A 22,755-nucleotide genomic window follows, 5' to 3' on the forward strand; every position below is an offset into this window, starting at 1 on the left:
ACTAATTTGGATAAGAGAATAATAGAAGCCATTTCGCTATTTGAAGAAGTCTTGATTTACGGGACGGAACGAGTGATTCGAAGTGTTGATGATCCACTGTGGAAAGAATTTTCACCCGAACAAATTCAATTGATGAAGCTGATTAACAAAGAAGGAGAAATCACTTCAGGTAGACTCGCTATTTTGCAGGGCGTACATAAGAGTGCCATTTCTAACCGCTTGAAGAAACTGAAGGAAAAAGAGCTAGTAGATACGAAATCTTCCGGTGATAAACGAGAAAAGATTATTATGTTAACTGAGCAAGGGCAAGAGGTTATCAAACGTTCAGATGAAGTGTTGCATGAATACATTGGTAAGTTGATGTCTAATCAAGTAGATGATCAAGAAATCGATCAGTTTTTAGTAACATTCCGTAAGTTAAGAGAAATTTTGAAAATGAATGGAGTTTAACAAATGAACACGATATTAAGATGGAAATGGCCGATTACCATTGGGTTACTAGTAATTACGGTCGTATTGTTTCTAATCGCTCCGAATTTAACAAAGCAAGCTGAAAAAGCGGGATCTTTCCAGTTGTCTGAAGATGCTTCTTCTCAACAAGCAGCTCAAATGCTTGAAGATGCAGGGGAGAGTGACCAAACGATTTCCGTTGTAGTTGAACTTGATCAAGCATTAACAGATGATAACCGAAACCAATTGAGCACAATGGCAGACGAAATCACAGCTCTTGGTGACACGGTGACCAGTGTATTGAACCCAGTAGAAAGTGATGAGTTAGAAAGTCAGCTCGTTTCTGAAAATAAAAAGACGGTACTCATTCCTATTACGGTCGATGGTACAGATGAAGAAGTTAATCAAATTGCAGAAGACATTCGCACAACTATTATTCCGTCAGACATGACGGCTTATGTCACAGGATTATCTATCATAAATAGTGATGTAAATAAAAGTTCGCAAGAAGGCTTAAAGCGCACGGAAATTATTACGGTCGTATTGATTTTTGGATTATTACTTGCGGTTTTCCGCTCTATTGTCACACCATTCGTTCCATTAGTAGCAGTCGGGATTACTTATTTGTTGAGTCAGTCGTTAGTGGCATTTTTCATTGATTGGTTTGGCTTCCCTGTTTCGAACTACACCCAAATATTCTTAGTAGCGATTTTATTTGGTATTGGAACGGACTACTGTATTTTACTGTTGAGTCGTTACAAGGAAGAATTATCAGCAGGACACGAAGTTCAGCAAGCGATAGTAAATACCTACAAAACTGCGGGACGGACTTTGCTCATTAGTGGTGTTGCTGTCTTTATAGGATTCTTTGCCATTGGCTTTGCAGAATTTCCAATATTTAAATCAGCAGTAGCGGTAGCGGTGGGAATTGCCGTCTTATTACTCGTGCTATTTACCGTTGTACCAGTGTTAATGTTGGTATTGAAAGAAAAACTATTTTGGCCATCTAAAAAATCGGCATCTCATAAAGATAGTAAACTATGGGCATGGATGAGTAAATTATCCGTTAATCTACCAGTCGTATCTATACTTGTCGTAGCTTTTATAACGGTTCCATTATTGCTGACTTACGACAATTCATTATCATTTAACACAGTGGATGAAATTGGCGATGACTATGAATCGGTTAAAGGATTACGAGCTATTGAAGATGGTTTTGGTAAAGGTGATTCCTTACCTGTTCAAGTAATCATCAAGTCTGATGAAAAGCTAGCAACCGAAGAAATGATTCCATATGTAGAGCGTCTAAGCCAGCGTTTTGAACAAATAGAAGGCGTTGAAAAAATTCGTACCGTTACGCGTCCAACTGGTGAAATTATTGAGGACTTGTATGTCGATAAACAACTGGGTTTATTGGCAGACGGCTTAACGGATGCGCGTGATGGATTAAGTGAAATTAGTAAAGGTCTTACGCAAATTCAAAGCGGATTGGCTGGCGCTGGAAGTAGTGGGGGACTCGGCGAAGTTGCCACAAGTATCGGTCAGTTAAACGAACAATTAGCATTGACCACTCAAGGTTTGCAACAAACTGGAAATGTCCAACAAACAGTCGGTGCTTTGACAGCGATTAGTGGGCAACTCGATCAAATCCAACAAGGACTTGCAAGTGCAGGTGGCGATGGAGCAGGGATGTCTCAGTTAACAGAAGGTCTGGCGGCATCAAACGAAGGTCTTACAAAAATTACAGATGGCTTAACTGAAGTCAGCGATATGATGAACAAGATGAGTGAAAGTGACAGTGTGCGTGAAACAGGATTGTTCATTCCAGCAGGGACGCTTGAAAATAAAGAATTCGCTCCAGTATTAGAGCGTTACACATTTGCAGACGGTAACGGCATTAAAATGGAAGTGGTCCTTTCCGATGATCCGTATTCACCAGAAGCAATCGACACCGTACATCGATTGAAAGAAGCGGTGGAATCTGAAGTAAAAGGGACACCTTTTGAAGATGCCGATATTGCCTTTGGTGGTATTTCTAGTGTGAACAGTGACTTAGCGGATATCTCATCAAGCGATTTCTCAAACACCGTCATCATCATGTTAATTAGCCTGTTTGTGGTATTGGCGATTATGTTCCGTTCAATGATTATGCCTTTATTTATGATTGGCTCATTGTTGTTAACGTACTTTACATCCATCGCAATTGCAGAGTTGATTTTTGAGAATATATTAGGATTTGACGGCATTAGCTGGGCAGTACCATTCTTTGGCTTTGTCATGTTAGTGGCACTCGGTGTCGACTATTCTATATTCTTACTCGATCGTTTCCGTGAAGAAGCCGAATGTGGCGTATCAGTTCGTGAAGCGATGCGTGTATCGATGACAAAAATGGGAACCGTCATCATCACAGCTGCTATTATTTTAGCAGGTACATTTGGAGCGATGATGCCTTCGGGCGTATTGAGCTTAATGCAAATAGCTTCCATCGTGGTGATTGGACTACTGCTTTACGGCTTAATTGTCTTGCCATTACTAATACCGGCAATTACAGTATCGTTTGACCGTGGTGTGTGGTGGCCATTCGGAATGAAAAAGAAAAAATAGACAAACAGAAAGCCCTTCGAAAATCAAACCGAAGGGCTTTCGTTTTCTATAAGACCCCTTTCAATAAGGAAGAGGAAGAAGTGTAGTTGAGATTATCTACAATCCCATTGGCAATTGAAACAAGAGATAGTTGTTGGTCCATTGCTGGCACTTGATAACGATTTTTTCGTCTTCTTTTTTAAAGAAATAATTTAATTCTTGTTGGTCAACAAATTCCCATCCGTTCTTAGTCATTCGTTTTTTTAAGGATTGTTCAGCCAACTCTTTTGAGTCATCTGTGACAAACCATAAATAGCCGTCTTGTTGTGTTACTTTCGAAAGAGGTAAGTTTGAAGAGGAGCCTAGCTTCGCCACTTCATACTTTGTTTTATTTTCAAATGGAAGTTGTGGGTAATGGAATTTAGTAGAAAGAGCAGCATTGACGGAAATAATAAGTAAAATAACAATTGGCAGTATCCACTTCTTCATATCAATGACTCACTCCATTCCAATCCCCAAATTCGCAGCTTAGTTATTAGACGATTTAACCCTTCTGAAAGTTCCAACATTTCAATGAATTACCAAAAATAAATTTATTAAAGTTTCTTTTCTTTAAAAGAAAACAATTGATCGAAGTATGAGGAAGGGATTCTGCAACTTCTCGCGAAAGGTATTAAGGAGAATGTAGAATCTGAAGGAGGCAACTTATGTATCACACAATGGATGAATTTTTAACTGAATGGACATATGAAAGTGACTCTACTCAGAAAATATTGGACCTATTAAACGATGATTCGTTATCAACTCGAGTCAGTGAAGGTGAACGTTCATTAGGTTTCTTAGCATGGCATATCGTTATTTCTGTACATGAAATGATGTCTCGAGTTGGTCTCGAATTCAACGCACCACATCACGATGCAACATTACCAACGACTGCAAAGGAAATTGCTGAAGGCTACCGGCAAACGAATATGGCTTTGAGAGAAGCAATTCGCACTCAGTGGTCAGACGCTAAACTCTCTGAGAAACACGATATGTATGGTGAAATGTGGTCGAATGCAACAACACTCAATGTCTTAGTCAAACATCAAATCCATCATCGTGGTCAATTAACGATGTTAATGCGACAAGCGGGTCTTTCGATGATTGGCGTATACGGCCCATCGCGTGAAGAATGGGCTTCCTATGGCGGAGAAATTCCAGAATAAATAAGATTATAAACCAATTAATCGGAAATTCCAGAAATGCTACAATTACTTCTTAGAACAGTACTGGAAGAATGAACATTGTTCTATTTATCCTTTTCCAATTCGTATGATAATAATGAACAGAAGCAATTGGAGGAGAATAATTGAAAGCAATTGTGTACACAAAGTACGGTTCCCCCGACGTAATGCAACTAAAAGAGATCGAAAAACCAACTCCTAAGAAAAATGAAATACTGGTAAAAATAAAAGCGACAACTGTAACAGTTGCAGATATTCGGTCACGGAGCTTTACAGTTCCTCCCGCTTTTTGGCTGCCTGCCCGAATAGCACTTGGTTTCAGACAACCCAAAAAAGAGATATTGGGGATGGAGTTAGCTGGAGAAGTGGAGTCTGTAGGTAAAGATGTCAAACTGTTTAAGAAAGGTGATCAGGTTTTTGCTGCTTCCCTAGTGGGTTTTGGTACCTATGCCGAATATAAGTGTCTGCCTGAAGACGGACCAGTCAGTCTTAAACCCTCCAATATCACTTTTGAGGAAGCAGCTGCCATTCCCATCGGCGCACGTACAGCATTGCATTTTCTTAGAAAAGCTAATATTCAAAGTGGTCAAAAGATTCTTGTCTATGGAGCTTCAGGAAGTGTTGGAACTTATGCAGTGCAGATTGCAAAGGTCTTCGGAGCAGACGTAACAGGGGTATGCAGTACCACGAATTTAGAATTGGTGAAATCGCTGGGAGCAGATCGGGTGATTGATTACACTGTAGAAGATTTTTCGAGTAAAGGGGAAAATTATGATGTGATTTTTGAAGCGGTAGATAAGAGTTCGTTTACGGCTTGTATGAAATCGCTAAAAAAGGACGGAACCTATATAAATGTCACTACACCGTTACCAGGTGCTCGAATGCTATGGACGAAATTAACAACCAGTAAAAAGCTAATCTTGAGTCAAAATTCACCTGAAAGTTCCGAAGCTCTAAACTTTCTCAAAGAACTTGTAGAAGCGGGGAAGTTAAAAGTGGTTATTGACAGATACTATGCTTTTGAAGAAATAGTTGAAGCTCATAGATATGTCGAGAAAGGACACAAGAAGGGAAATGTCGTCATAACTGTGGGAACATAACGGCGTTTGGCAATGCTCATTAAAAGAGAATACAACCAATTAATACAACCCGATAAATGTAAAGAACTATTTACATTCATTGGGTTTTTATTTACTATTTATGTAAAGAACTCTTTACATAAGGAGGGCGAACTTTGCCAGTATTAAATCGAATAAAAAACATACGTACCGCTCGTGGAATTACGCAGGTACAGATGGCTATGGACTTGCAAATTACGCGTCAAACTATCACAGCCATTGAAAATAACAAATACAATCCGAGTTTGGAATTGGCATTAAAGCTAGTGAACTATTTTCAAGTATCCATCGATGAAATTTTTGAGTTGAAGGAGGCAGACAAATGAACTTGATGAATATCTTGATTCTCACAAAAGACCCGCTCGAAGGACAAGGATTAAAGTGGATCATTACTTCACAACTCCGAGATATCAACGTGGAGGTTGTGGACGATGTAAATCAGTTCTCAAAACATGTGAAAGCATACGCTGTCGATTTCTTAATTGTGGATCTTGATTTGTGGGAATCACAACAACCATCTTTCTTACCTCAACAAGTGCAGTGGCTTGGAATTTCTTCTGAGCGCACGTTCCAAACAGCCTATCGAGCACTTAAGCATAAAGCGGAAGATTTGTTGTTCCGACCTTTTCAGCCCGAACACTTGATTAAGCATGTTCAACAAGCCCGTTTTCGTTTGCGCAATGACCGAGAGGGGTCTCCTCAACTCAATTCAGCTCAAGAAGAGATACTTACATATGAGGATTTGTTATTGACTGAAACTTACCCTAATACGCCAGTATTAATGAGCGCGATTGTCCCTTCAAATGTAGAAGCAGGAACACAATTAGTAAGAGCATTAGAAGAGTTTTCTTTTCCTACAACGTTTCACGTTTTTCCTTTCTCGGATTTTATTCTCGTTATCCATCGATTAGTGGAACATAACGAGCTTCATGAAAGCTATCGTGCTTTTTTTGCTTCATGGAAAAGTCAGTCTGAAACGTTACTATCTATTTATCTGTACGAATCCACAGGAGGAAAGAGTACGCGTGACCTATACCAAAAAATGCGTCGTTTTCAAGAACGTATTTTTTATGACGGATACGATATTTTGTCAGTAGAGTTGTCCGACTTAATATGGAGAGACCTTGATCCATTTTTGTCCCCCTTAGAACAGCGAACATGGATTGAAATGTTAGAAAAGCAAGATTTAAAAGCGATTCGTGATTGGTTAGAGCAAGACTTTTTAACACTTGAAGCGCCATACCCAGACCCGGAAATGGTGCGTATCCGCATAACCAGTGTTCTGGCACAAATGAGAAGATATATGACCGCGAAGTCGATAGGTAATGGACCAATCGAAAAACAATATCATCGTTTATTCCAAGACATCATTCAAGAGCCTGTTATGTATCACATTATTCAAAAGTTAGGCGATTTCACTACAAAATTATTGAATGAAACCAGCTTTCATGAAGAAGGAAACTCTGATTTTGCTGAAAAGGTGCGCGCCATGATGGAATCAAATTATTGGGATTCTAATTGGAACTTAGCCATTTGTGCGGATGCACTCCAGATAAATAAAAGTACGCTGAGCCGGAAATTTTCACAAAGCACTGGAAAGAAATTTCGAGACACACTTCAAGAAATTCGTATAAGAGAAGCCAAGCGTTTATTGAAAGAAACGAAAGCATCACTGGAAGAAGTGGCGAGATTAGCGGGATACACACACCAAACGTATTTCAATGCGAAATTTAAAGCGGCAACAGGTAAAACGCCATCTGTCTATAGATTTGACTGACTATAATTTTTAGTGAAGATGAGTGATTTCTATGTGACGTATAAAAAAATTTCCCTAACATATATTTATTTATAGTGAGAATGTTTAGAATTAATAATAACGGTTATACAATACATATACAAATATTATACGAAAGGAGATAAAGCCATGAAAAACTTAAATGCAATTGCACTTTTATTAGTTATTATTGGTGGATTAAACTGGTTGTTGTTTGGTTTATTCCAATGGGATTTGGTAGGCGGACTCTTTGGCGGAATGGATAGTGTCTTCGCACGAGTTGTTTACGTGTTAGTTGGTATTGCTGCACTTTATTGTTTAACATTATTTAAAAAAGTAAAGTAAGAAAAGACATTAGGTATGAGTTCTCTTCAGAGGGATCGATTCTTTAAAACATTAAAAGGGCTATCAATTCGAAAATGAATTGGTAGTCCTTTTTTGATTTATATAAGCTATCAATTTATGAATAATGGGATTTTAGTTATTAATCAAATGTTGAGAGGTTTTTTGTGAGTAAGGGAAAAGATGTAATAATGAAACTTTTCAGTTTTTATAACGTATTACAAGTAACAAAAAGGTGATGATTTGATCGTATTATTAATTATCAGGGGGTTTAATATGTATCATAAACAACTAAAAATAGCCGGTATCTTACTTTTGATTAGCTCTTGTTTTCTTTTTGCATTCTTTTCGATAGAAAAGAATGAACAGCAAAAAGAAGTGGTTGTTGCAACCGAAGATAAAAATAAAGAAGCTGTTCGTGCGGTCCTTGAATCGGATTTAACGGTTCCTAATAAAGAATATATTCTGATCCAAAAAGACATCGATAAAAAAATGGATGAAATACGAGAAAGCTTACCAGAAGGAAATAGCTTCGGAATTTCAGAGAATTCTTCCGAATGGCTTGCCTACGAAGGATTAGTGAGAAATACATATGGCCCCTACTTTATGGACTATGCTTATGATCATCTAATTTCTACTAGCCAGGCTTTCCAGTTCCACCTTAGAACAGAAGAGGAGCAAGTTCGTTATCAGATGAAAGTTAGCGATATACAAGTGACTCAAAGTGAAAACGTGTCGTCACCTAAGAATTATGATTTTATCGCTCAGGTAGAGTATACGAACAATTCCGGGAAAGTTACACAACACGAAATAAAAGGAGTGGCGATTCTATCAGAAGAAGGGAAAATCGGGAAATATTCAATTCGCGATGTCGATGGTCTAATGGAGAAAATATCCGAGGACAAAGGAGAAATTCCTGCTTCTACAGAAAGTAAAAATCAAGAAGCTATTCGTGCTGTTCTTAAATCGGAATTCACAGTTCCGAATGAAGAATATGTGCTTATTGTCAAAAGCATCGATAAAAAATTGGATGAAATTCGTCAAAATCCCCCTGAAGTGGGCTTCATACTAGAGGACTCACCTGAATGGCTTGCCTACGAGGAGTTAGTGAAAAAAACATATGGACCTTACTTTATGGACTATGCTTATGATACCCTAATTTCTAATGTTATTGCATTTCGTTATCACTATGGATATTTCGGTTTTGACGAAAAGGATCGGTATGAAATGAAAATTAGTGATATACAAGTGACTCAAAGTGAAAACGTGTCGTCACCTAAGAAGTATGACTTTATTGCACAGATAGAATATACAAACAACGCCGGGGTAGTTACACAACATGAAATAAAAGGTATGGCAATTCTTTCAGAACCGGGGAAAATTGGAAAGTATGTGCTAAGCGATGACGGAGGTTTAGAGGACAAAATAGATAAGGAAAGAGAATAGTATTAAATCAATTTGCACTGCATTTGGCATTTGGCGGTGTTTTTTTAATTCTTACCCAAAAACAACGCTAACTCTGGTGAGTGCATCGCCACCATTTAATGTAATGGTAATGTCATGTTCGCCTACTTTTCCATATACCTAATGTAAGACATTCTTTGGGAGATGGGACCATTACTATTTGGATCGATGTTTCAGTAAGTAAACGTCAGCTTAAGCTTTATGATGCAAGTGTATTATTGAAGATGTATCCGATAGCAGTCGGGAAAGTGTTGACACCAACGCCAACTGGTAATTACATGATTGTTAATAAAGAATATAATCCAGGAGGACCTTTTGGGGTTCTTTGGATGGGTTTGTCTAAGCCACATTACGGAATTCATGGAACAAACGATCCATCATCAATAGGTAAAGAGGTTTCGCTTGGGTGTATAAGAATGTTTAATGATGACGTGACTGAACTCTCATCCTTAGTGACAATAGGAACAAACGTATATATACATCGTTGATGAGTTGAGTTGTAAAAGGGGGAGTATAAGTGGGACACCAAAAAAGGAACATATATATAAGAGAATTCACAACAGATGATGCCAAGTCCTTATTAGAGTTAAACCTGGCAAATCGAAAGATATTTGAAGCGATTACACCTGTATCGAAAGAGGATTCGTTTTATACACTTGATGCTCATTTGAAATTAATTGAAGACTGGGAGCAGGCAAAGAAACAAGGGAGTCGTCACGAGTTTGGACTATTTGAAATCCACAATAACAAGCTCATAGGCATGATAGGTCTGTATAAATTTGGTGCAGCCGAAAAATGTATATTGGGATATTCATTGGATAAGGCGCATTATGGAAAAGGATATGCTACTGAGGCTGTCAGATTAATACTTGATATTGCGTTTAAGGATTTAGGATTCCATCGGGTTGAAGCGGGTGTTATGCCAAGAAATATAGGATCTGCACGAGTGTTAGAAAAAGTGGGATTCGTTCTAGAAGGGTTAGCTAGAGATTATATTAAAATCAATGGAATTTGGGAGGATCATTATATATTCTCCATTCTTGAAAATGATTCTTATTAAATCCAAGACTGTTACGTAATTTAAACGAAGCTCTAAATATAGTAAGGCTCTGTTAAACGGTATGGTTGTTTATCGGACATTTACGCTTGTCGTTCCGTATGAGACAACAAGAGAAACATCAATATTTATAGAGGGAGGTTAGTGAAAGAACCTAGAATGAAATTTATAAAAGCTAAAATACCTGCAATAGGTAGTATTCATCGAATTTATATCAGGAAAACAATATTTAAAGCAATAAACAAAGCTTGAGGAGGTATTGTAGTGAACCACCACAAAATGATAATTACTCAGTATAATCCCCAATACGCAGAACAAACAGTGGATATGTGGCGAGATAGTAAGGAACAGGCTATTGGTCAGAAAGAAATTCACAGCTTTGAAAATCACGTTTATTTTTTAAATCATATATTACCTGAACAGTTTCAAATAGATTTAGCGTTAATTGATGAAAAAGTAGCTGGAATGATTGCCTATAATGAAAGGGAAATAAGCCAACTATATATTCATATAGATTATCAAGGAATCGGTATAGGTCATACATTACTAGATAAAGTAAAAGCACAATCCAGTGGGAGATTAACATTATACACATTTGAAGTAAATGAAAATGCACAACGATTTTATGAAAAACATGGATTTGAAATCATAGGTAGAGGACATGGAAATGAAGAAAATTTACCTGATATTCAATATGAATGGATATCCAAATAAATTATGTAATCTGCTAAAACGGTGAATAGAGTAAGTATTAATCATTAACAAAGCCTGATATAGGCTTTTAAAAGAGCCCAATTCATATGCGAATTTGGGCTCTTTTTGTATGTTTAATTTAGATTTTGTACCAGATAACTGAACGGGTTATGCTTTTTTAGATCCAGATCTACAGCTAATTTTATTATCAGTCTCATTTCAAAAACAGGTTTCTATTTCTATTTATTGTTGAGATATGGAGTAAAACAGCGTAGACTCCAGCGGGAAAAGCGAAGTGTAGAAATCCCGCGGAAAGCGTAGCAGTTTTATGGAATATCAACCTCATATAGGTTTGATAATAGCTGAACAAAAACGTCCAAGGGTGTTGAGTTATTAACTAAACAGCCTTGCGCTTTTCTTGCCAACAGTTATTTTCCCGTTGTCTGAAGCCAGCTTAATCGTGTTGGTTCCGTTGCCGTAAGTCGTGCGGGAATTATTCTCTCCAAATATATCAATTTTTCCATGGTCCACTTTTGCGCGAATGGTTACATCAGTTGGGTCACTTTCCGTTTCAATCAAAATACTGCCATTGTCAGTTTCTAAATCAATCATACGGTCGATATTCGTTGTTAGAAGTGTGATTCTGCCATTGTCAGTTTTTCCAACAATATTTCCGTTTATATATTCCATTACGATTCGTCCGTTGTCTGTTTCTGCATGAACTTGATCGGCATCGATATTACGTAATTCGATTCGCCCGTTGTCCGTGTTGGTTGAAAGTTTGTCGACTTGAACTTTATCGATGTCAATACGACCATTGTCAGTTCCAACATCGAGAGTACCAGCGGCGATTTCTTTTAGTTTTATGCTGCCGTTGTCGGAAGATACTGTCATGGTTTTCCCAAGAATTTTCTCCCCCGAAATGCTGCCGTTATCTGTTTTCATCGAAAGAGCTGTATATGTTTTTATAGGAAGAGCGACATTTACTCTTACATCTTTGCCGAATGAAAGAAAGCTGAAAAAATTAAATTTCGGCCCTTTTAATCGAATTGTTAAAGTATCACCGATGACATCTGCAGTTAATACTAGTTTCTCAGGAGCGTTTACTAGCTCTATCGTTGTCGTTTCTGTATCTGAAGGATAAACATGTAAAGAACCATGATTGATATTCATCTCTACTTTTGTGAAGGCAGTGTCCGTAATTTTAATCAACTTTTTATCTTCTGTTTGTGATTTCTCGGGAACATAATTAGTGAGGAGTTCCTCTGCAATTTCTTTTGGTGAGCCAAGAGAGCCAGCAATTTCGCTATCTGATTTCCCATCTTCCCGTCCGTTCGTAAAATATTCTTTAATATCTTGAAGAATATCGTTTCTTTCATCGGCTGGAAGTCGAGTTAATGCCATTTCAAGTTCATTTAGAAATTGTTGTTCAGTCATTTTTTACACTCTCCTCAATTAATGTATTTACTCCGTGGGTAAAGCTATTCCATTCATTTAACTGTGCATGTAAGTACGTTCTTCCTAAATCGGTCAGCTTATAGTATTTACGGGGTGGACCCTCCGTCGATTCTTGTAAGTACGTCGTGAAGTAACCTTCCTTCGTCAAACGTCTTAATAGCGGATAGACAGACCCCTCAGAAATCGAAATTTGATCAGATATCTTTTGTACAAGCTCATAACCATATCGATCTTGCTTATCTAATAACACAAGCACGCACAGATTTAGAACGCCTTTTTTAAATTGAATATTCATCTTTTCATCCTCCCTTCACTACTATTTAATGAACAGTACCTTTGATAACAATATATCATGCAGTATTATTCTATGCAAGGTACTGCAGAAAAATTATTTTTCACTAATTAAACGTATAAATTAGTTGTTTAAATCGCAACGAATCATAAATTTAGGGGAATAAACTATATTACTATCTGTTTTTTATAAAAAAGTCACTAAATTATAATTAATTATCTGAACTTTCAAGATACAATAAAGGTATTGAAAAGGGGGATGACTAGTTATGAAATCAAACACAGAAGGTCGAGTTTTCCGATATAGAGGTACAGAGTTAAATACAAAAGGGTGGCAGCAAGAGGCTGCACTTCGTATGCTGATGAATAATTTAGATCCAGATGTGGCAGAACGTCCTGAGGATTTAGTTGTTTATGGGGGAATCGGCAAAGCCGCACGTAACTGGAAAAGCTTTGACGCAATCGTCCGTTCATTAAAAGAGCTAGAAAATGATGAGACATTGCTCGTCCAATCGGGTAAACCGGTGGCGATTTTCAAAACACATTTAGATGCACCTCGTGTATTAATTGCCAATTCTAATCTCGTTCCTGCTTATGCAAACTGGGAAACGTTCCACGAGTTAGATAAAAAAGGCTTGATGATGTATGGCCAAATGACGGCTGGTAGCTGGATTTACATTGGTTCACAAGGAATTGTTCAAGGAACTTATGAAACATTTGCAGAACTAGCCAAACAGCATTTCGGAGAATCGTTAAAAGGTACCATTACATTGACTGCGGGTCTTGGTGGAATGGGTGGAGCTCAACCATTAGCAGTTACGATGACTGGCGGAGTTTGTATCGGCATTGAAGTGGATGAGACACGCATTGACCGACGTATTGAAACGCGTTACACAGATGTTAAAACGGATTCATTGGATGAAGCGATTCGCTTGGCTGAAGAAGCAAAAGCGGCAGGCAAAGCGCTATCAATCGGTCTTCTTGGCAATGCTTCTGACGTTTTACCAGAAATGATCGCGCGTGGATTTATTCCAGACGTGTTAACAGATCAAACTTCAGCACATGATCCGTTAAATGGCTATATTCCTTCTGGGATGTCATTACAAGATGCAGCGAAACTGCGTGAAGAAAATCCGACTGAGTATGTGAAACTGTCTAAAGCATCTATGGCAAAACACGTGTCGGCAATGGTCGAGATGATGGACAAAGGCGCCGTGACGTTTGATTACGGTAATAACATTCGCCAAGTGGCTAAAGACGAAGGCGTTGAACGTGCATTCGACTTCCCAGGGTTTGTACCAGCGTACATTCGCCCACAGTTCTGTGAAGGTAAAGGACCGTTCCGCTGGGTAGCATTGTCGGGTGACCCAGAAGATATTCGCAAAACGGACGAAGTGATTTTGCGAGAATTCAGTTACAACACGCATTTATGTAACTGGATCAAAATGGCGCAAGATAAAATTCAGTTCCAAGGACTCCCGTCACGTATTTGTTGGTTAGGATATGGCGAACGTGCGCGTTTCGGAAAAATCATTAACGATATGGTCGCAAGTGGTGAGTTAAGTGCACCAATCGTCATCGGCCGTGATCACTTAGATTCAGGCTCAGTGGCATCTCCTAACCGCGAAACAGAAGCAATGAAAGATGGTTCGGATGCAGTGGCAGATTGGCCAATTTTAAATGCCATGATCAATGCAGTTGGTGGTGCAACATGGGTTTCTCTTCACCACGGTGGCGGCGTAGGCATGGGTTACTCGATACACGCGGGAATGGTTATTTTAGCAGACGGTACAAAAGAAGCGGAAGCACGTATTGAACGTGTATTAACATCTGATCCGGGTATGGGAATCGTTCGTCACGTTGACGCTGGGTACGATTTAGCGATTGAAACCGCTCGCGAAAAAGGCGTCAATATCCCGATGTTAAAGGGGTCTGAAAAATGAGACCTGTTTGGATAAAGAACGCTGCGCAACTCGTTACCTTAGCCGGTGAAAATGGACCGCGACGTCAAAAACAAATGTCTGAACTAAGCATTATTGAAGACGGCAGTGTATGGATGGAAAACGGAGAAATACTAGCCATTGGCACAACTTCAGAACTTGAAGCGTTGTATGGCGAGCGCGCTCATGAAGCGGATGTGATAGATGCTTCAGGTCGATTAGTGACGCCAGGTCTAGTTGATCCCCATACGCATGTAGCTTATGGCGGTAGCCGCGAACGAGAATTCGAAATGCGTCTTGAAGGTTCAACTTATATGGAAATTATGAACGCTGGTGGCGGTATTCACGCAACGACACGTATGACTCGTGAAGCAACAGAAGACGAATTGGTGGCGCAAACAACGCGTCGCCTTGACTCATTTTTAGCACACGGCGTCACAACGGTTGAAGGGAAAAGTGGCTACGGCTTAGATTTAGAAACAGAATTGAAACAACTTCGTGCCATGAAGCGCTTGAATGAAAGCCATCCAATCGACTTAATTCCAACGTTTATGGGTGGTCATGCGGTTCCTCAAGAATATAAAGGCAGCGAAGAACAATACATCGATTTGTTGGTCAATGACATATTGCCAAAAGTAGCGGAAGAAAAACTCGCTATTTTTAATGATGTATTTTGTGAAGTTGGCGTATTCACACCTGAGCAATCTGAACGCATTTTAGAAGCAGGCAAAAAACTCGGATTGATTCCAAAAATCCATGCTGATGAAATTGAATCGTATGGTGGCGCTGAACTTGCAGCGAAAGTTGGAGCGATTTCAGCAGAGCATTTATTGAAAGCATCTGATGAAGGTGTGCGGTTAATGGCAGAAGCGGGCGTCATCGCTTGTTTATTGCCAGCGACAGCATTGTATTTACGTGAAGAAGCAGCCAAAGGTAGAGCGATGATTGATGCAGGAGTTGCTGTAGCGATTTCGACTGACTGTAATCCAGGTTCATCACCAACAACTTCGATGCCGCTTGTGATGAATTTGGCATGTATTTCGATGCGTTTAACACCTGCGGAAGCACTAGTTGCCGCAACGATGAATGCCGCGTGTGCAATAGGTATGGAAGAGAAAGTTGGATCGCTTGAAGTAGGGAAGCAAGCAGATGTTGTCATGTGGAAAGTTTCCAATTATCAAGAATTACAATATTTATTCGGCGTGAATCACGTCGGCAGTGTGTGGAAAAAAGGCGTGCAGGTGGTGGGATAAATGAACAATTTACAACCACCAGAATGGTCTTGGCGCGATGCTTCCGGAGATTTCGTGCATCAATGGGTGAAGCCTCTCGGTGAAGATTCAGTGGATATGGTGCTATACGGAGCGCCTCTTTCACGTTCATCGATAAGCGTCTCAGGCGCTTCGTTATATCCAATGGAATTCCGAAAAATGTGGAAAGGGTTCTCTGCATATAATTTAGATGAGGACTTGGATTTATCATCGTATGAAGTGCGTGATGCGGGCGATGTGGTCATGCACACAACGGATATCTTGTTGTCGCATGAACGAATTGAAGAAACGACTCGAGAACTCGTGAGCACATTTAACAGTGCAACGACATGTTTAATCGGTGGGGATCATTCGGTTACCGCTTGTGCAGTACGAGGGGTAAAGAGTGCATTTCCAAACGAGCGAATCGGCATTTTGCAGCTCGACACACATTTGGATGTTCGCGATCCAGCTGAATTAGGGCCGGCGAACGGCACACCGATTCGTCAACTGATTGACGGAGGAATTGTTCGCGGAGAAGACGTTGTCAATATTGGTCTGCACGGGTATTTCAATGCAGCGCCATTAGTCGCTTATGCCAAAGAACACGGTATTCGCATGGTAACTTTGCGTAAAGCGCGTGAGCTAGGGGTGGCTCACTGCGTCGAACAACAGTTAGAAGAGTTAGCGAAACGAGTAGACCGCGTTTATGTGACCATCGATATGGATGTGCTCGATATCGCAGTAGCACCAGGCGTTCCGGCATCCACGCCAGGGGGCATGACTGCGGAAGAGCTGTTCATGAGTTTGGTGCGTATCGGTAAACATAACGCCGTTCGCCACATCGATTTCGTGTGCTTAGATCCATCGCGAGACGTCGCAACAAACGCCACGGTGAAAACCGGAGTGTATGCATGGCTAGAGTTCATCACAGGGAGAGTACTAGCACAAAGGGGGAAATAAGTATGCAACAAGTACAAGTGGAGGAAAGTTCAAATTCAAACGTGCGTTCAAGTTCAGGGATGTGGAAGTTTTTCGTCTACAGTTTTATTGGTGCATTTATGTTTTTTGTTCCAGTTACAATTGGTGAGAAAAATTCGATTATGCTTGATCACATTGTCACATGGATTCAATCGAACGCCGCAGGATTTTTACCGTATTATGCACTCATCATTATTTTTGCAGGAGCCGTTTATCCATTTGTCTCAGGAACATGGAAAAAGTCGACAGTGGACATGGTATTCTCTCTATTTAAAATAGTTGGGTTATTTGTTGGAATCATGATTGTTTTCGAATTTGGTCCGGCATGGTTATTCCGTCCAGACATGGGTCCATTTTTATTTGGTAAACTCGTCATCTCAGTTGGTTTGCTAGTACCTATAGGTGCGGTTTTCCTTGCATTACTCGTGAGCTATGGATTGCTGGAGTTCATTGGTGTTCTTATGCAACCAATTATGCGACCAGTTTGGAGAACACCAGGTCGTTCGGCAATCGACGCAGTAGCTTCTTTTGTAGGTTCTTATTCACTGGGCTTATTAATTACGAATCGGGTTTATAAAGAAGGAAAATATACAGCGCGTGAAGCAGCGATTATCGCAACTGGCTTCTCTACCGTTTCAGCAACGTTTATGGTCATTGTTGCAAAAACACTTGGATTAATGGAAATATGGAATACTTTTTTCTGGGTAACTTTACTAGTTACATTTGTTGTGACCGCAATCACTGTTCGGATTTGGCCTCTTGGTAGTATGAAAGACGATTACTATGAAGGCTCGACACCGCAACCAGAAGTGAAACCAGAAGGTGGACGATTAGCTACTGCATGGCGAGAAGCGAAAGAGACAGTAGCGAACGCACCAAGCTTAGGCGTGAATATATGGGTAAATGTTCGTGATGGTCTGCTGATGGCGATGGCTATTTTGCCTTCTATTCTATCGATTGGTTTACTTGGTATTATGTTGGCTACATTTACACCAATATTTGATTGGGTTGGCTATATATTCTACCCATTCACAGCTTTATTACAATTACCTGAACCAATGCTTGTGGCAAAAGCAAGTGCAATTGGTATCGCAGAAATGTTCTTGCCAGCATTGCTCGTTGTAGAATCTGGGCTAGTTGTAAAATTTGTTGTGGCGGTAGTTTCTGTTTCATCTATCATCTTTTTCTCAGCACTTGTACCATGTATCGTGGCAACTGAAATTCCAATTTCTATTCCGAAGTTAATCGTTATTTGGGTTCAACGTGTTATTTTAACTTTAATAATAGTCACTCCAATTGCATATTTATTATTTTAATAGAAACAGCCATCCTATAGGGTGGCTGTTTTAGGTTTCATTTCTATAAAAACAAATAGTCAATGTCACTTATTAAAATACTTCGCAATCGTTCCTTCTTTCAAACAGCAGCGCAGCGAAAACAAAACCATTCAAAAACCCTAAGATAGGAGCCATTCCGCTAAATCGCTGCATGGCTCTTTTCTGTGTGCGAGGGGTTTCAACAAGACAATTAGGCGGTGAGACGTGTTTAATTAATAAATCTTATGAAATGAGCGATAAATTTTTCGCAATCGAAAACCCCGCACAAAAAGCGCCTCTTTGTCCAAGTCGACTAGCCAATGAAACCTGCCTTTTAAAGGGGTTTATCCGCATTCCTAACTGACTCCGACAGTTGAATATGCCTCTTCAATTCACTTTATTTGCACAATCCCTATCCCCCCTTATATAATAAGGTCAAAGTTAGTCAAAGTCAGGCATCTGCTAGTAGTTGCTATCACTATTATTTATGACTCGCACTCAGATCTAATCTATTAGGAGGTGATTGCATGCGGAATATATCAGATATTATTGAAGGGTATTTAAAGAAAGTTATCGAATTAGATGATAAAGGGCATGTTGAGATAAAGCGCAGTGAGATCGCTGAGCAATTTCAGTGTGTTCCCTCGCAAATTAATTATGTGATTAATACACGCTTTACGGCGGACCGTGGGTACCTCGTTGAAAGTAAGCGAGGGGGTGGGGGCTATATACGCATTGTACGTGTACGGTCTCACTCGAAATCAGATTTAATTGAAGTAATCTTAGTGAGTTTAGAGCGTGGAGCTTCTCAAACGATGATGGAAGATATTGTGTTCCGTTTAATCGATGAGGACGTGTTGACGAAGCGTGAGGCGAAAATGATGCTTGCTGCTCTTGATCGGACGACGCTAAACACTCCATTGCCGCATCGTGATGAACTGCGTTCGCGCATATTGAAAGCGATGCTCTTAACACTCAAGTATGAACAGTTAAAGTGAGGCGAGAGCGATATGATTTGTGAAAATTGCAAGCAACGACCGGCAAAAGTAACGGTGACGCAAGTGCACAATGGAGCACAGGTGCAGCGTCATTATTGTGATGTATGTGCACAAGAGTTCCATCCTTACCATTTAGATTTTCAGCAGGATGCCCTTTCGCTTCATCAGTTATTATCCAATTGGTTTGGCTCTACAGAAAACAAACAACCGCAAGAGAAGCCGCAACCAGAACTAAACACATGTAGTTATTGTGGATGGACATTTCAACAGTTTTTAAACCAAGGGAAGTTTGGCTGTGCCGAATGTTACGAAAGTTTTCATGGGCAACTACCAGATGTTTTTAAGAAATTGCATAACGGCAACGTGAAGCATATTGGGAAAGCTCCAGGGTCATTTGGTCAAACCCTACAATTGAAAAAACAAATTGAGTCGATTCGTACTGCGATGCGAGAGGCGATAGAGATTGAAAATTTCGAAGAAGCAGCACGTCTTCGCGATGAAGCTCGAGCTATAGAGGAACAGCTACAAAGCGGAGGTGAAAACCGCACATGAACATTGAACGTTTTTTAGAGAATTCCGTGACAAGTTGGATGGCTGGCGAAGGTGAGCATGCGGATATTGTAATGAGTACGCGAATTCGGCTTGCAAGAAATTTAACTGGGTACCGTTTTCCGCTGTCTTTTACAGAAAATGAGGCATTACAAGTAGATCAAGATGTTTCATCTGTATTACTTGATGCAGAATCGGAACTTGATTCGACCTTTTCGTATATAGATATAAAAGAGCTATCTGCGCTCAACCGACAAGTTTTGGTGGAAAAGCATCTAATTAGTCCAAAACTAGCTAATGCAGAAATTGCTGGATCCGTTTTATTATCCGACGACGAAGCAGTTAGCGTAATGGTCAATGAAGAAGATCATATTCGCATACAATGTATTTTCCCAGGTTTACAATTGCACGAAGCATGGAGTCAAGCGAACCATATTGATGATGTGCTTGAAAAAGAATTACCGTATGCATTTGATGAACAGTTTGGCTATTTAACGAGTTGCCCGACAAATACGGGAACTGGCCTGCGGGCATCGGTGATGATGCATTTACCAGCACTCACGATGACGAATCAAATGAATCGGATCGTTACTGCCATTACACGTCTAGGAATGGTCGTTCGTGGCATTTACGGCGAAGGTAGTGAAGCACTTGCCAATGTGTATCAAGTATCAAACCAAACGACACTTGGAAAGTCAGAAGAAGATATTTTATCTGATTTACAAAGCATTACGGAACAAATTATTCAAAAAGAACGTGAATCAAGAGCGGCTCTCTTACATACGAGACCGAATGTGTTAGAAGATCGTCTGTACCGCTCGTTAGGTGTATTAACATATGCCCGACTTTTATCGACTGAAGAAGCGGGACGTTGTCTATCGAACGTGCGTCTTGGTATTGATTTAGGCTTGATTAAAGGTGTAGATGTTTCAATTTTGAATGAATGCATGATTTTTATGCAACCAGGTTTTTTACAAAAGTATGCAGGTACGTCTCTGAAACCGGAAGAACGAGATGTGTTTCGGGCAAAGTTGTTTAGGGAACGATTGCAAGTAGATACTAATTTAGACAACGAAGGAGAGGAAACTCATGATGTTTAATCGATTTACACAACGCGCACAAAAAGTTCTCCAATTGGCTCAGGAAGAAGCGATTCGTATGAAACACGAGTCCATTGGAACTGAACATATATTATTAGGTTTAATTCGTGAAGGCGGCGGAATTGCTGCAAAGGCAATGGAAGCTATTGAAGTGAGTCCTCAAGTGATTGAAGACGGTATTGAAGAATTAGTGGGAATGGGAACGGGTGACGTGGGACCTATCGTACATTACACACCACGCGCGAAAAAAGTGATTGAATTGTCTGTAGACGAATCACGTAAACTTGGTCATTCATATATCGGAACTGAGCATTTATTATTAGCATTAATTCGCGAAGGTGAAGGTGTGGCTGCTCGTGTCCTTAATAATTCAGGCGTAAGTCTAAATAAAGCGCGTCAACAAGTGTTACAACTTCTAGGCAGCAATGATCACGTTCAATCAAACGGCAGCTCAAATCCAGCCGCTAGCACACCAACGCTTGATAGCTTAGCTCGTGATTTAACACAAATCGCCCGTGAAGGTAGCTTAGATCCGGTCATTGGCCGTAGCAAAGAAATTACACGTGTTATTGAAGTGTTATCTCGACGCACGAAAAACAATCCTGTTCTTATTGGTGAGCCGGGTGTAGGTAAAACGGCAATCGCTGAAGGATTAGCGCAACAAATTGTTCAAAATGAAGTGCCAGAAATTCTGCGCGACAAACGCGTTATGACATTAGATATGGGTACCGTGGTTGCGGGTACGAAATACCGTGGTGAGTTTGAAGATCGCTTGAAAAAAGTAATGGATGAAATTCGCCAAGCTGGCAATGTCATTCTTTTCATCGACGAACTTCATACGCTAATTGGTGCAGGTGGAGCTGAAGGTGCAATTGATGCATCGAATATCTTAAAACCATCACTTGCTCGCGGTGAATTGCAGTGTATTGGTGCTACAACACTAGATGAGTACCGCAAATACATTGAAAAAGATGCTGCGTTAGAACGTCGATTCCAACCGATTCAAGTAGATGAGCCTTCTGTGGAGGAATCCATTCTTATTATTAAAGGTCTTCGTGATCGCTATGAAGCTCATCACCGTGTGAAAATTACGGACGAAGCGATTATTGCAGCGGCAAAAATGTCTGATCGCTACATTTCGGATCGTTTCTTACCGGATAAAGCTATTGACTTAATTGACGAAGCAGGATCAAAAGTTCGATTGCGTTCATATACAACGCCACCGAATTTAAAAGAATTAGAATTACGTTTAGAAGCGATTCGTTCAGAGAAAAATGCGGCAGTTCAAAGCCAAGAGTTTGAGAAAGCAGCCTCTTTCCGAGATACGGAACAAAAGCTGAAAGAAGAACTAGATAGCACGAAGAAGTCTTGGAAAGAAGAACAAGGCAAGGCAGAATCTGAAGTAACAGTAGAAGATATTGCCGCAGTTGTGTCTATGTGGACTGGAATTCCGGTTTCTAAATTGGCACAAACTGAATCTCAAAAATTATTAAATCTAGAAGATACTTTGCATAAGCGTGTTATTGGCCAAGCGGAAGCTGTTACAGCCATTTCTCGTGCAGTTCGTAGAGCTCGTGCTGGATTGAAAGATCCAAAACGTCCAATTGGTTCATTTATTTTCTTAGGGCCAACGGGTGTAGGTAAAACAGAACTTGCTCGTGCACTAGCTGAAAGTATGTTCGGTGATGAAGACGCGATGATTCGTGTTGATATGTCTGAGTACATGGAGAGACACTCAACATCACGTTTAGTGGGTTCACCTCCAGGATACGTAGGACACGAAGAAGGCGGCCAATTGACGGAAAAAGTTCGTCGTAAACCTTACTCTGTTATTCTGTTAGATGAAATCGAAAAAGCGCATCCGGATGTTTTCAATATCTTACTGCAAGTATTAGAAGACGGTCGCTTAACTGATTCTAAAGGACGCACAGTAGACTTCCGCAACACGGTGGTTATCATGACTTCCAACGTTGGGGCAGAGGCTCTTAAGAAAAACAAATACGTCGGCTTCAACTTGCAAGATGGCGAACAAAAATATAAAGATATGAAAGGCAGAATGCTCGAAGAACTTAAAAAAGCATTCCGTCCTGAGTTCTTAAACCGTGTGGATGAAATGATTGTGTTCCATTCATTAGAAAAAGAACACTTAAAAGAAATCGTTACAT

Annotated in this window: 22 protein-coding genes; 19 read left to right on the plus strand and 3 right to left on the minus strand. The window is 40.0% G+C overall.

The features are described 5' to 3' along the window. Positions 1-6: 6 nt before the first annotated feature. Both WBG45_RS03925 and WBG45_RS03930 read left to right on the plus strand, forming a co-directional pair. Positions 7-450: a MarR family winged helix-turn-helix transcriptional regulator gene (locus tag WBG45_RS03925; protein ID WP_424412485.1), complete on the plus strand. Its 444-nt coding sequence runs from the start codon at positions 7-9 to the stop codon at positions 448-450. Between the two features lie 3 nt (positions 451-453). Beyond that, positions 454-3,054, plus strand: coding sequence for an MMPL family transporter (locus WBG45_RS03930; RefSeq protein ID WP_424412486.1), 2,601 nt, complete (start codon positions 454-456; stop codon positions 3,052-3,054). 96 nt (positions 3,055-3,150) lie between these two features. Here the strand turns inward: WBG45_RS03930 and WBG45_RS03935 are convergent, their stop codons facing one another. Continuing rightward, complete coding sequence (locus WBG45_RS03935) at positions 3,151-3,522, minus strand: hypothetical protein (protein ID WP_024536460.1); 372 nt, start codon at positions 3,520-3,522, stop codon at positions 3,151-3,153. A gap of 218 nt (positions 3,523-3,740) precedes the next feature. Here WBG45_RS03935 and WBG45_RS03940 point away from each other — a divergent pair, with 218 nt between their 5' ends. The 9 genes from WBG45_RS03940 (at position 3,741) to WBG45_RS03980 (ending at position 10,728) form a co-directional block, all read left to right on the plus strand. Beyond that, positions 3,741-4,241, plus strand: a complete 501-nt coding sequence (locus tag WBG45_RS03940) for a DinB family protein (RefSeq protein WP_424412487.1) — start codon at positions 3,741-3,743, stop codon at positions 4,239-4,241. A 143-nt stretch (positions 4,242-4,384) separates the two neighbouring features. Further along, positions 4,385-5,359, plus strand: coding sequence for an NAD(P)-dependent alcohol dehydrogenase (locus WBG45_RS03945; protein WP_424412488.1), 975 nt, complete (start codon positions 4,385-4,387; stop codon positions 5,357-5,359). A gap of 134 nt (positions 5,360-5,493) precedes the next feature. Further along, positions 5,494-5,703: a helix-turn-helix transcriptional regulator gene (locus WBG45_RS03950; protein ID WP_424412489.1), complete on the plus strand. Its 210-nt coding sequence runs from the start codon at positions 5,494-5,496 to the stop codon at positions 5,701-5,703. Beyond that, positions 5,700-7,154 (plus strand): helix-turn-helix domain-containing protein, encoded by a 1,455-nt coding sequence (locus WBG45_RS03955; protein ID WP_424412490.1) that lies wholly within the window; start codon positions 5,700-5,702, stop codon positions 7,152-7,154. The genes WBG45_RS03950 and WBG45_RS03955 overlap by 4 nt, the downstream gene beginning before the upstream one ends. Before the next feature lie 147 nt (positions 7,155-7,301). Next, positions 7,302-7,496 (plus strand): DUF378 domain-containing protein, encoded by a 195-nt coding sequence (locus tag WBG45_RS03960; RefSeq protein ID WP_424412491.1) that lies wholly within the window; start codon positions 7,302-7,304, stop codon positions 7,494-7,496. A gap of 273 nt (positions 7,497-7,769) precedes the next feature. Further along, a complete protein-coding gene (locus WBG45_RS03965) occupies positions 7,770-8,939 on the plus strand; it encodes a hypothetical protein (RefSeq protein WP_424412492.1) in 1,170 nt (389 codons plus the stop codon). 170 nt (positions 8,940-9,109) lie between these two features. Continuing rightward, positions 9,110-9,445: a L,D-transpeptidase gene (locus tag WBG45_RS03970; protein WP_424412504.1), complete on the plus strand. Its 336-nt coding sequence runs from the start codon at positions 9,110-9,112 to the stop codon at positions 9,443-9,445. A gap of 29 nt (positions 9,446-9,474) precedes the next feature. Next, complete coding sequence (locus WBG45_RS03975) at positions 9,475-10,017, plus strand: GNAT family N-acetyltransferase (protein ID WP_424412493.1); 543 nt, start codon at positions 9,475-9,477, stop codon at positions 10,015-10,017. A gap of 261 nt (positions 10,018-10,278) precedes the next feature. Further along, the gene (locus tag WBG45_RS03980; protein WP_424412494.1) at positions 10,279-10,728 is read left to right on the plus strand and encodes a GNAT family N-acetyltransferase; all 450 of its coding nucleotides are present in this window, start codon (positions 10,279-10,281) and stop codon (positions 10,726-10,728) included. Between the two features lie 372 nt (positions 10,729-11,100). Here WBG45_RS03980 and WBG45_RS03985 read toward each other — a convergent pair whose 3' ends face one another. After that, positions 11,101-12,144: a DUF4097 family beta strand repeat-containing protein gene (locus tag WBG45_RS03985; protein ID WP_424412495.1), complete on the minus strand. Its 1,044-nt coding sequence runs from the start codon at positions 12,142-12,144 to the stop codon at positions 11,101-11,103. Next, entirely contained in the window at positions 12,137-12,460 is a 324-nt protein-coding gene (locus WBG45_RS03990) for a PadR family transcriptional regulator (protein ID WP_024536469.1), read from the minus strand. The genes WBG45_RS03985 and WBG45_RS03990 overlap by 8 nt, the downstream gene beginning before the upstream one ends. A gap of 265 nt (positions 12,461-12,725) precedes the next feature. Here WBG45_RS03990 and hutU point away from each other — a divergent pair, with 265 nt between their 5' ends. The 8 genes from hutU to WBG45_RS04030 all read left to right on the plus strand — a co-directional run. After that, a complete protein-coding gene (hutU, locus tag WBG45_RS03995) occupies positions 12,726-14,399 on the plus strand; it encodes a urocanate hydratase (protein WP_424412496.1) in 1,674 nt (557 codons plus the stop codon). Continuing rightward, positions 14,396-15,649, plus strand: coding sequence for an imidazolonepropionase (gene hutI, locus WBG45_RS04000; RefSeq protein ID WP_424412497.1), 1,254 nt, complete (start codon positions 14,396-14,398; stop codon positions 15,647-15,649). The genes hutU and hutI overlap by 4 nt, the downstream gene beginning before the upstream one ends. Beyond that, entirely contained in the window at positions 15,650-16,609 is a 960-nt protein-coding gene (locus tag WBG45_RS04005; protein WP_424412498.1) for an agmatinase family protein, read from the plus strand. Positions 16,610-16,611: 2 nt separating this feature from the next. Beyond that, a complete protein-coding gene (locus tag WBG45_RS04010; RefSeq protein ID WP_424412499.1) occupies positions 16,612-17,943 on the plus strand; it encodes a YjiH family protein in 1,332 nt (443 codons plus the stop codon). A 527-nt stretch (positions 17,944-18,470) separates the two neighbouring features. Next, positions 18,471-18,941: a CtsR family transcriptional regulator gene (locus tag WBG45_RS04015; protein ID WP_024536474.1), complete on the plus strand. Its 471-nt coding sequence runs from the start codon at positions 18,471-18,473 to the stop codon at positions 18,939-18,941. Positions 18,942-18,953: 12 nt separating this feature from the next. Next, a complete protein-coding gene (locus WBG45_RS04020; protein WP_424412500.1) occupies positions 18,954-19,493 on the plus strand; it encodes a UvrB/UvrC motif-containing protein in 540 nt (179 codons plus the stop codon). Next, entirely contained in the window at positions 19,490-20,590 is a 1,101-nt protein-coding gene (locus WBG45_RS04025; RefSeq protein WP_424412501.1) for a protein arginine kinase, read from the plus strand. The genes WBG45_RS04020 and WBG45_RS04025 overlap by 4 nt, the downstream gene beginning before the upstream one ends. Next, positions 20,580-22,755 (plus strand): ATP-dependent Clp protease ATP-binding subunit (locus WBG45_RS04030; RefSeq protein WP_424412502.1); only part of this gene is annotated, 2,176 nt, incomplete at its 3' end. The genes WBG45_RS04025 and WBG45_RS04030, both read left to right, overlap by 11 nt.

It is taken from the genome of Paenisporosarcina sp. (genome assembly GCF_049671445.1).
GTDB lineage: Bacteria > Bacillota > Bacilli > Bacillales_A > Planococcaceae > Paenisporosarcina.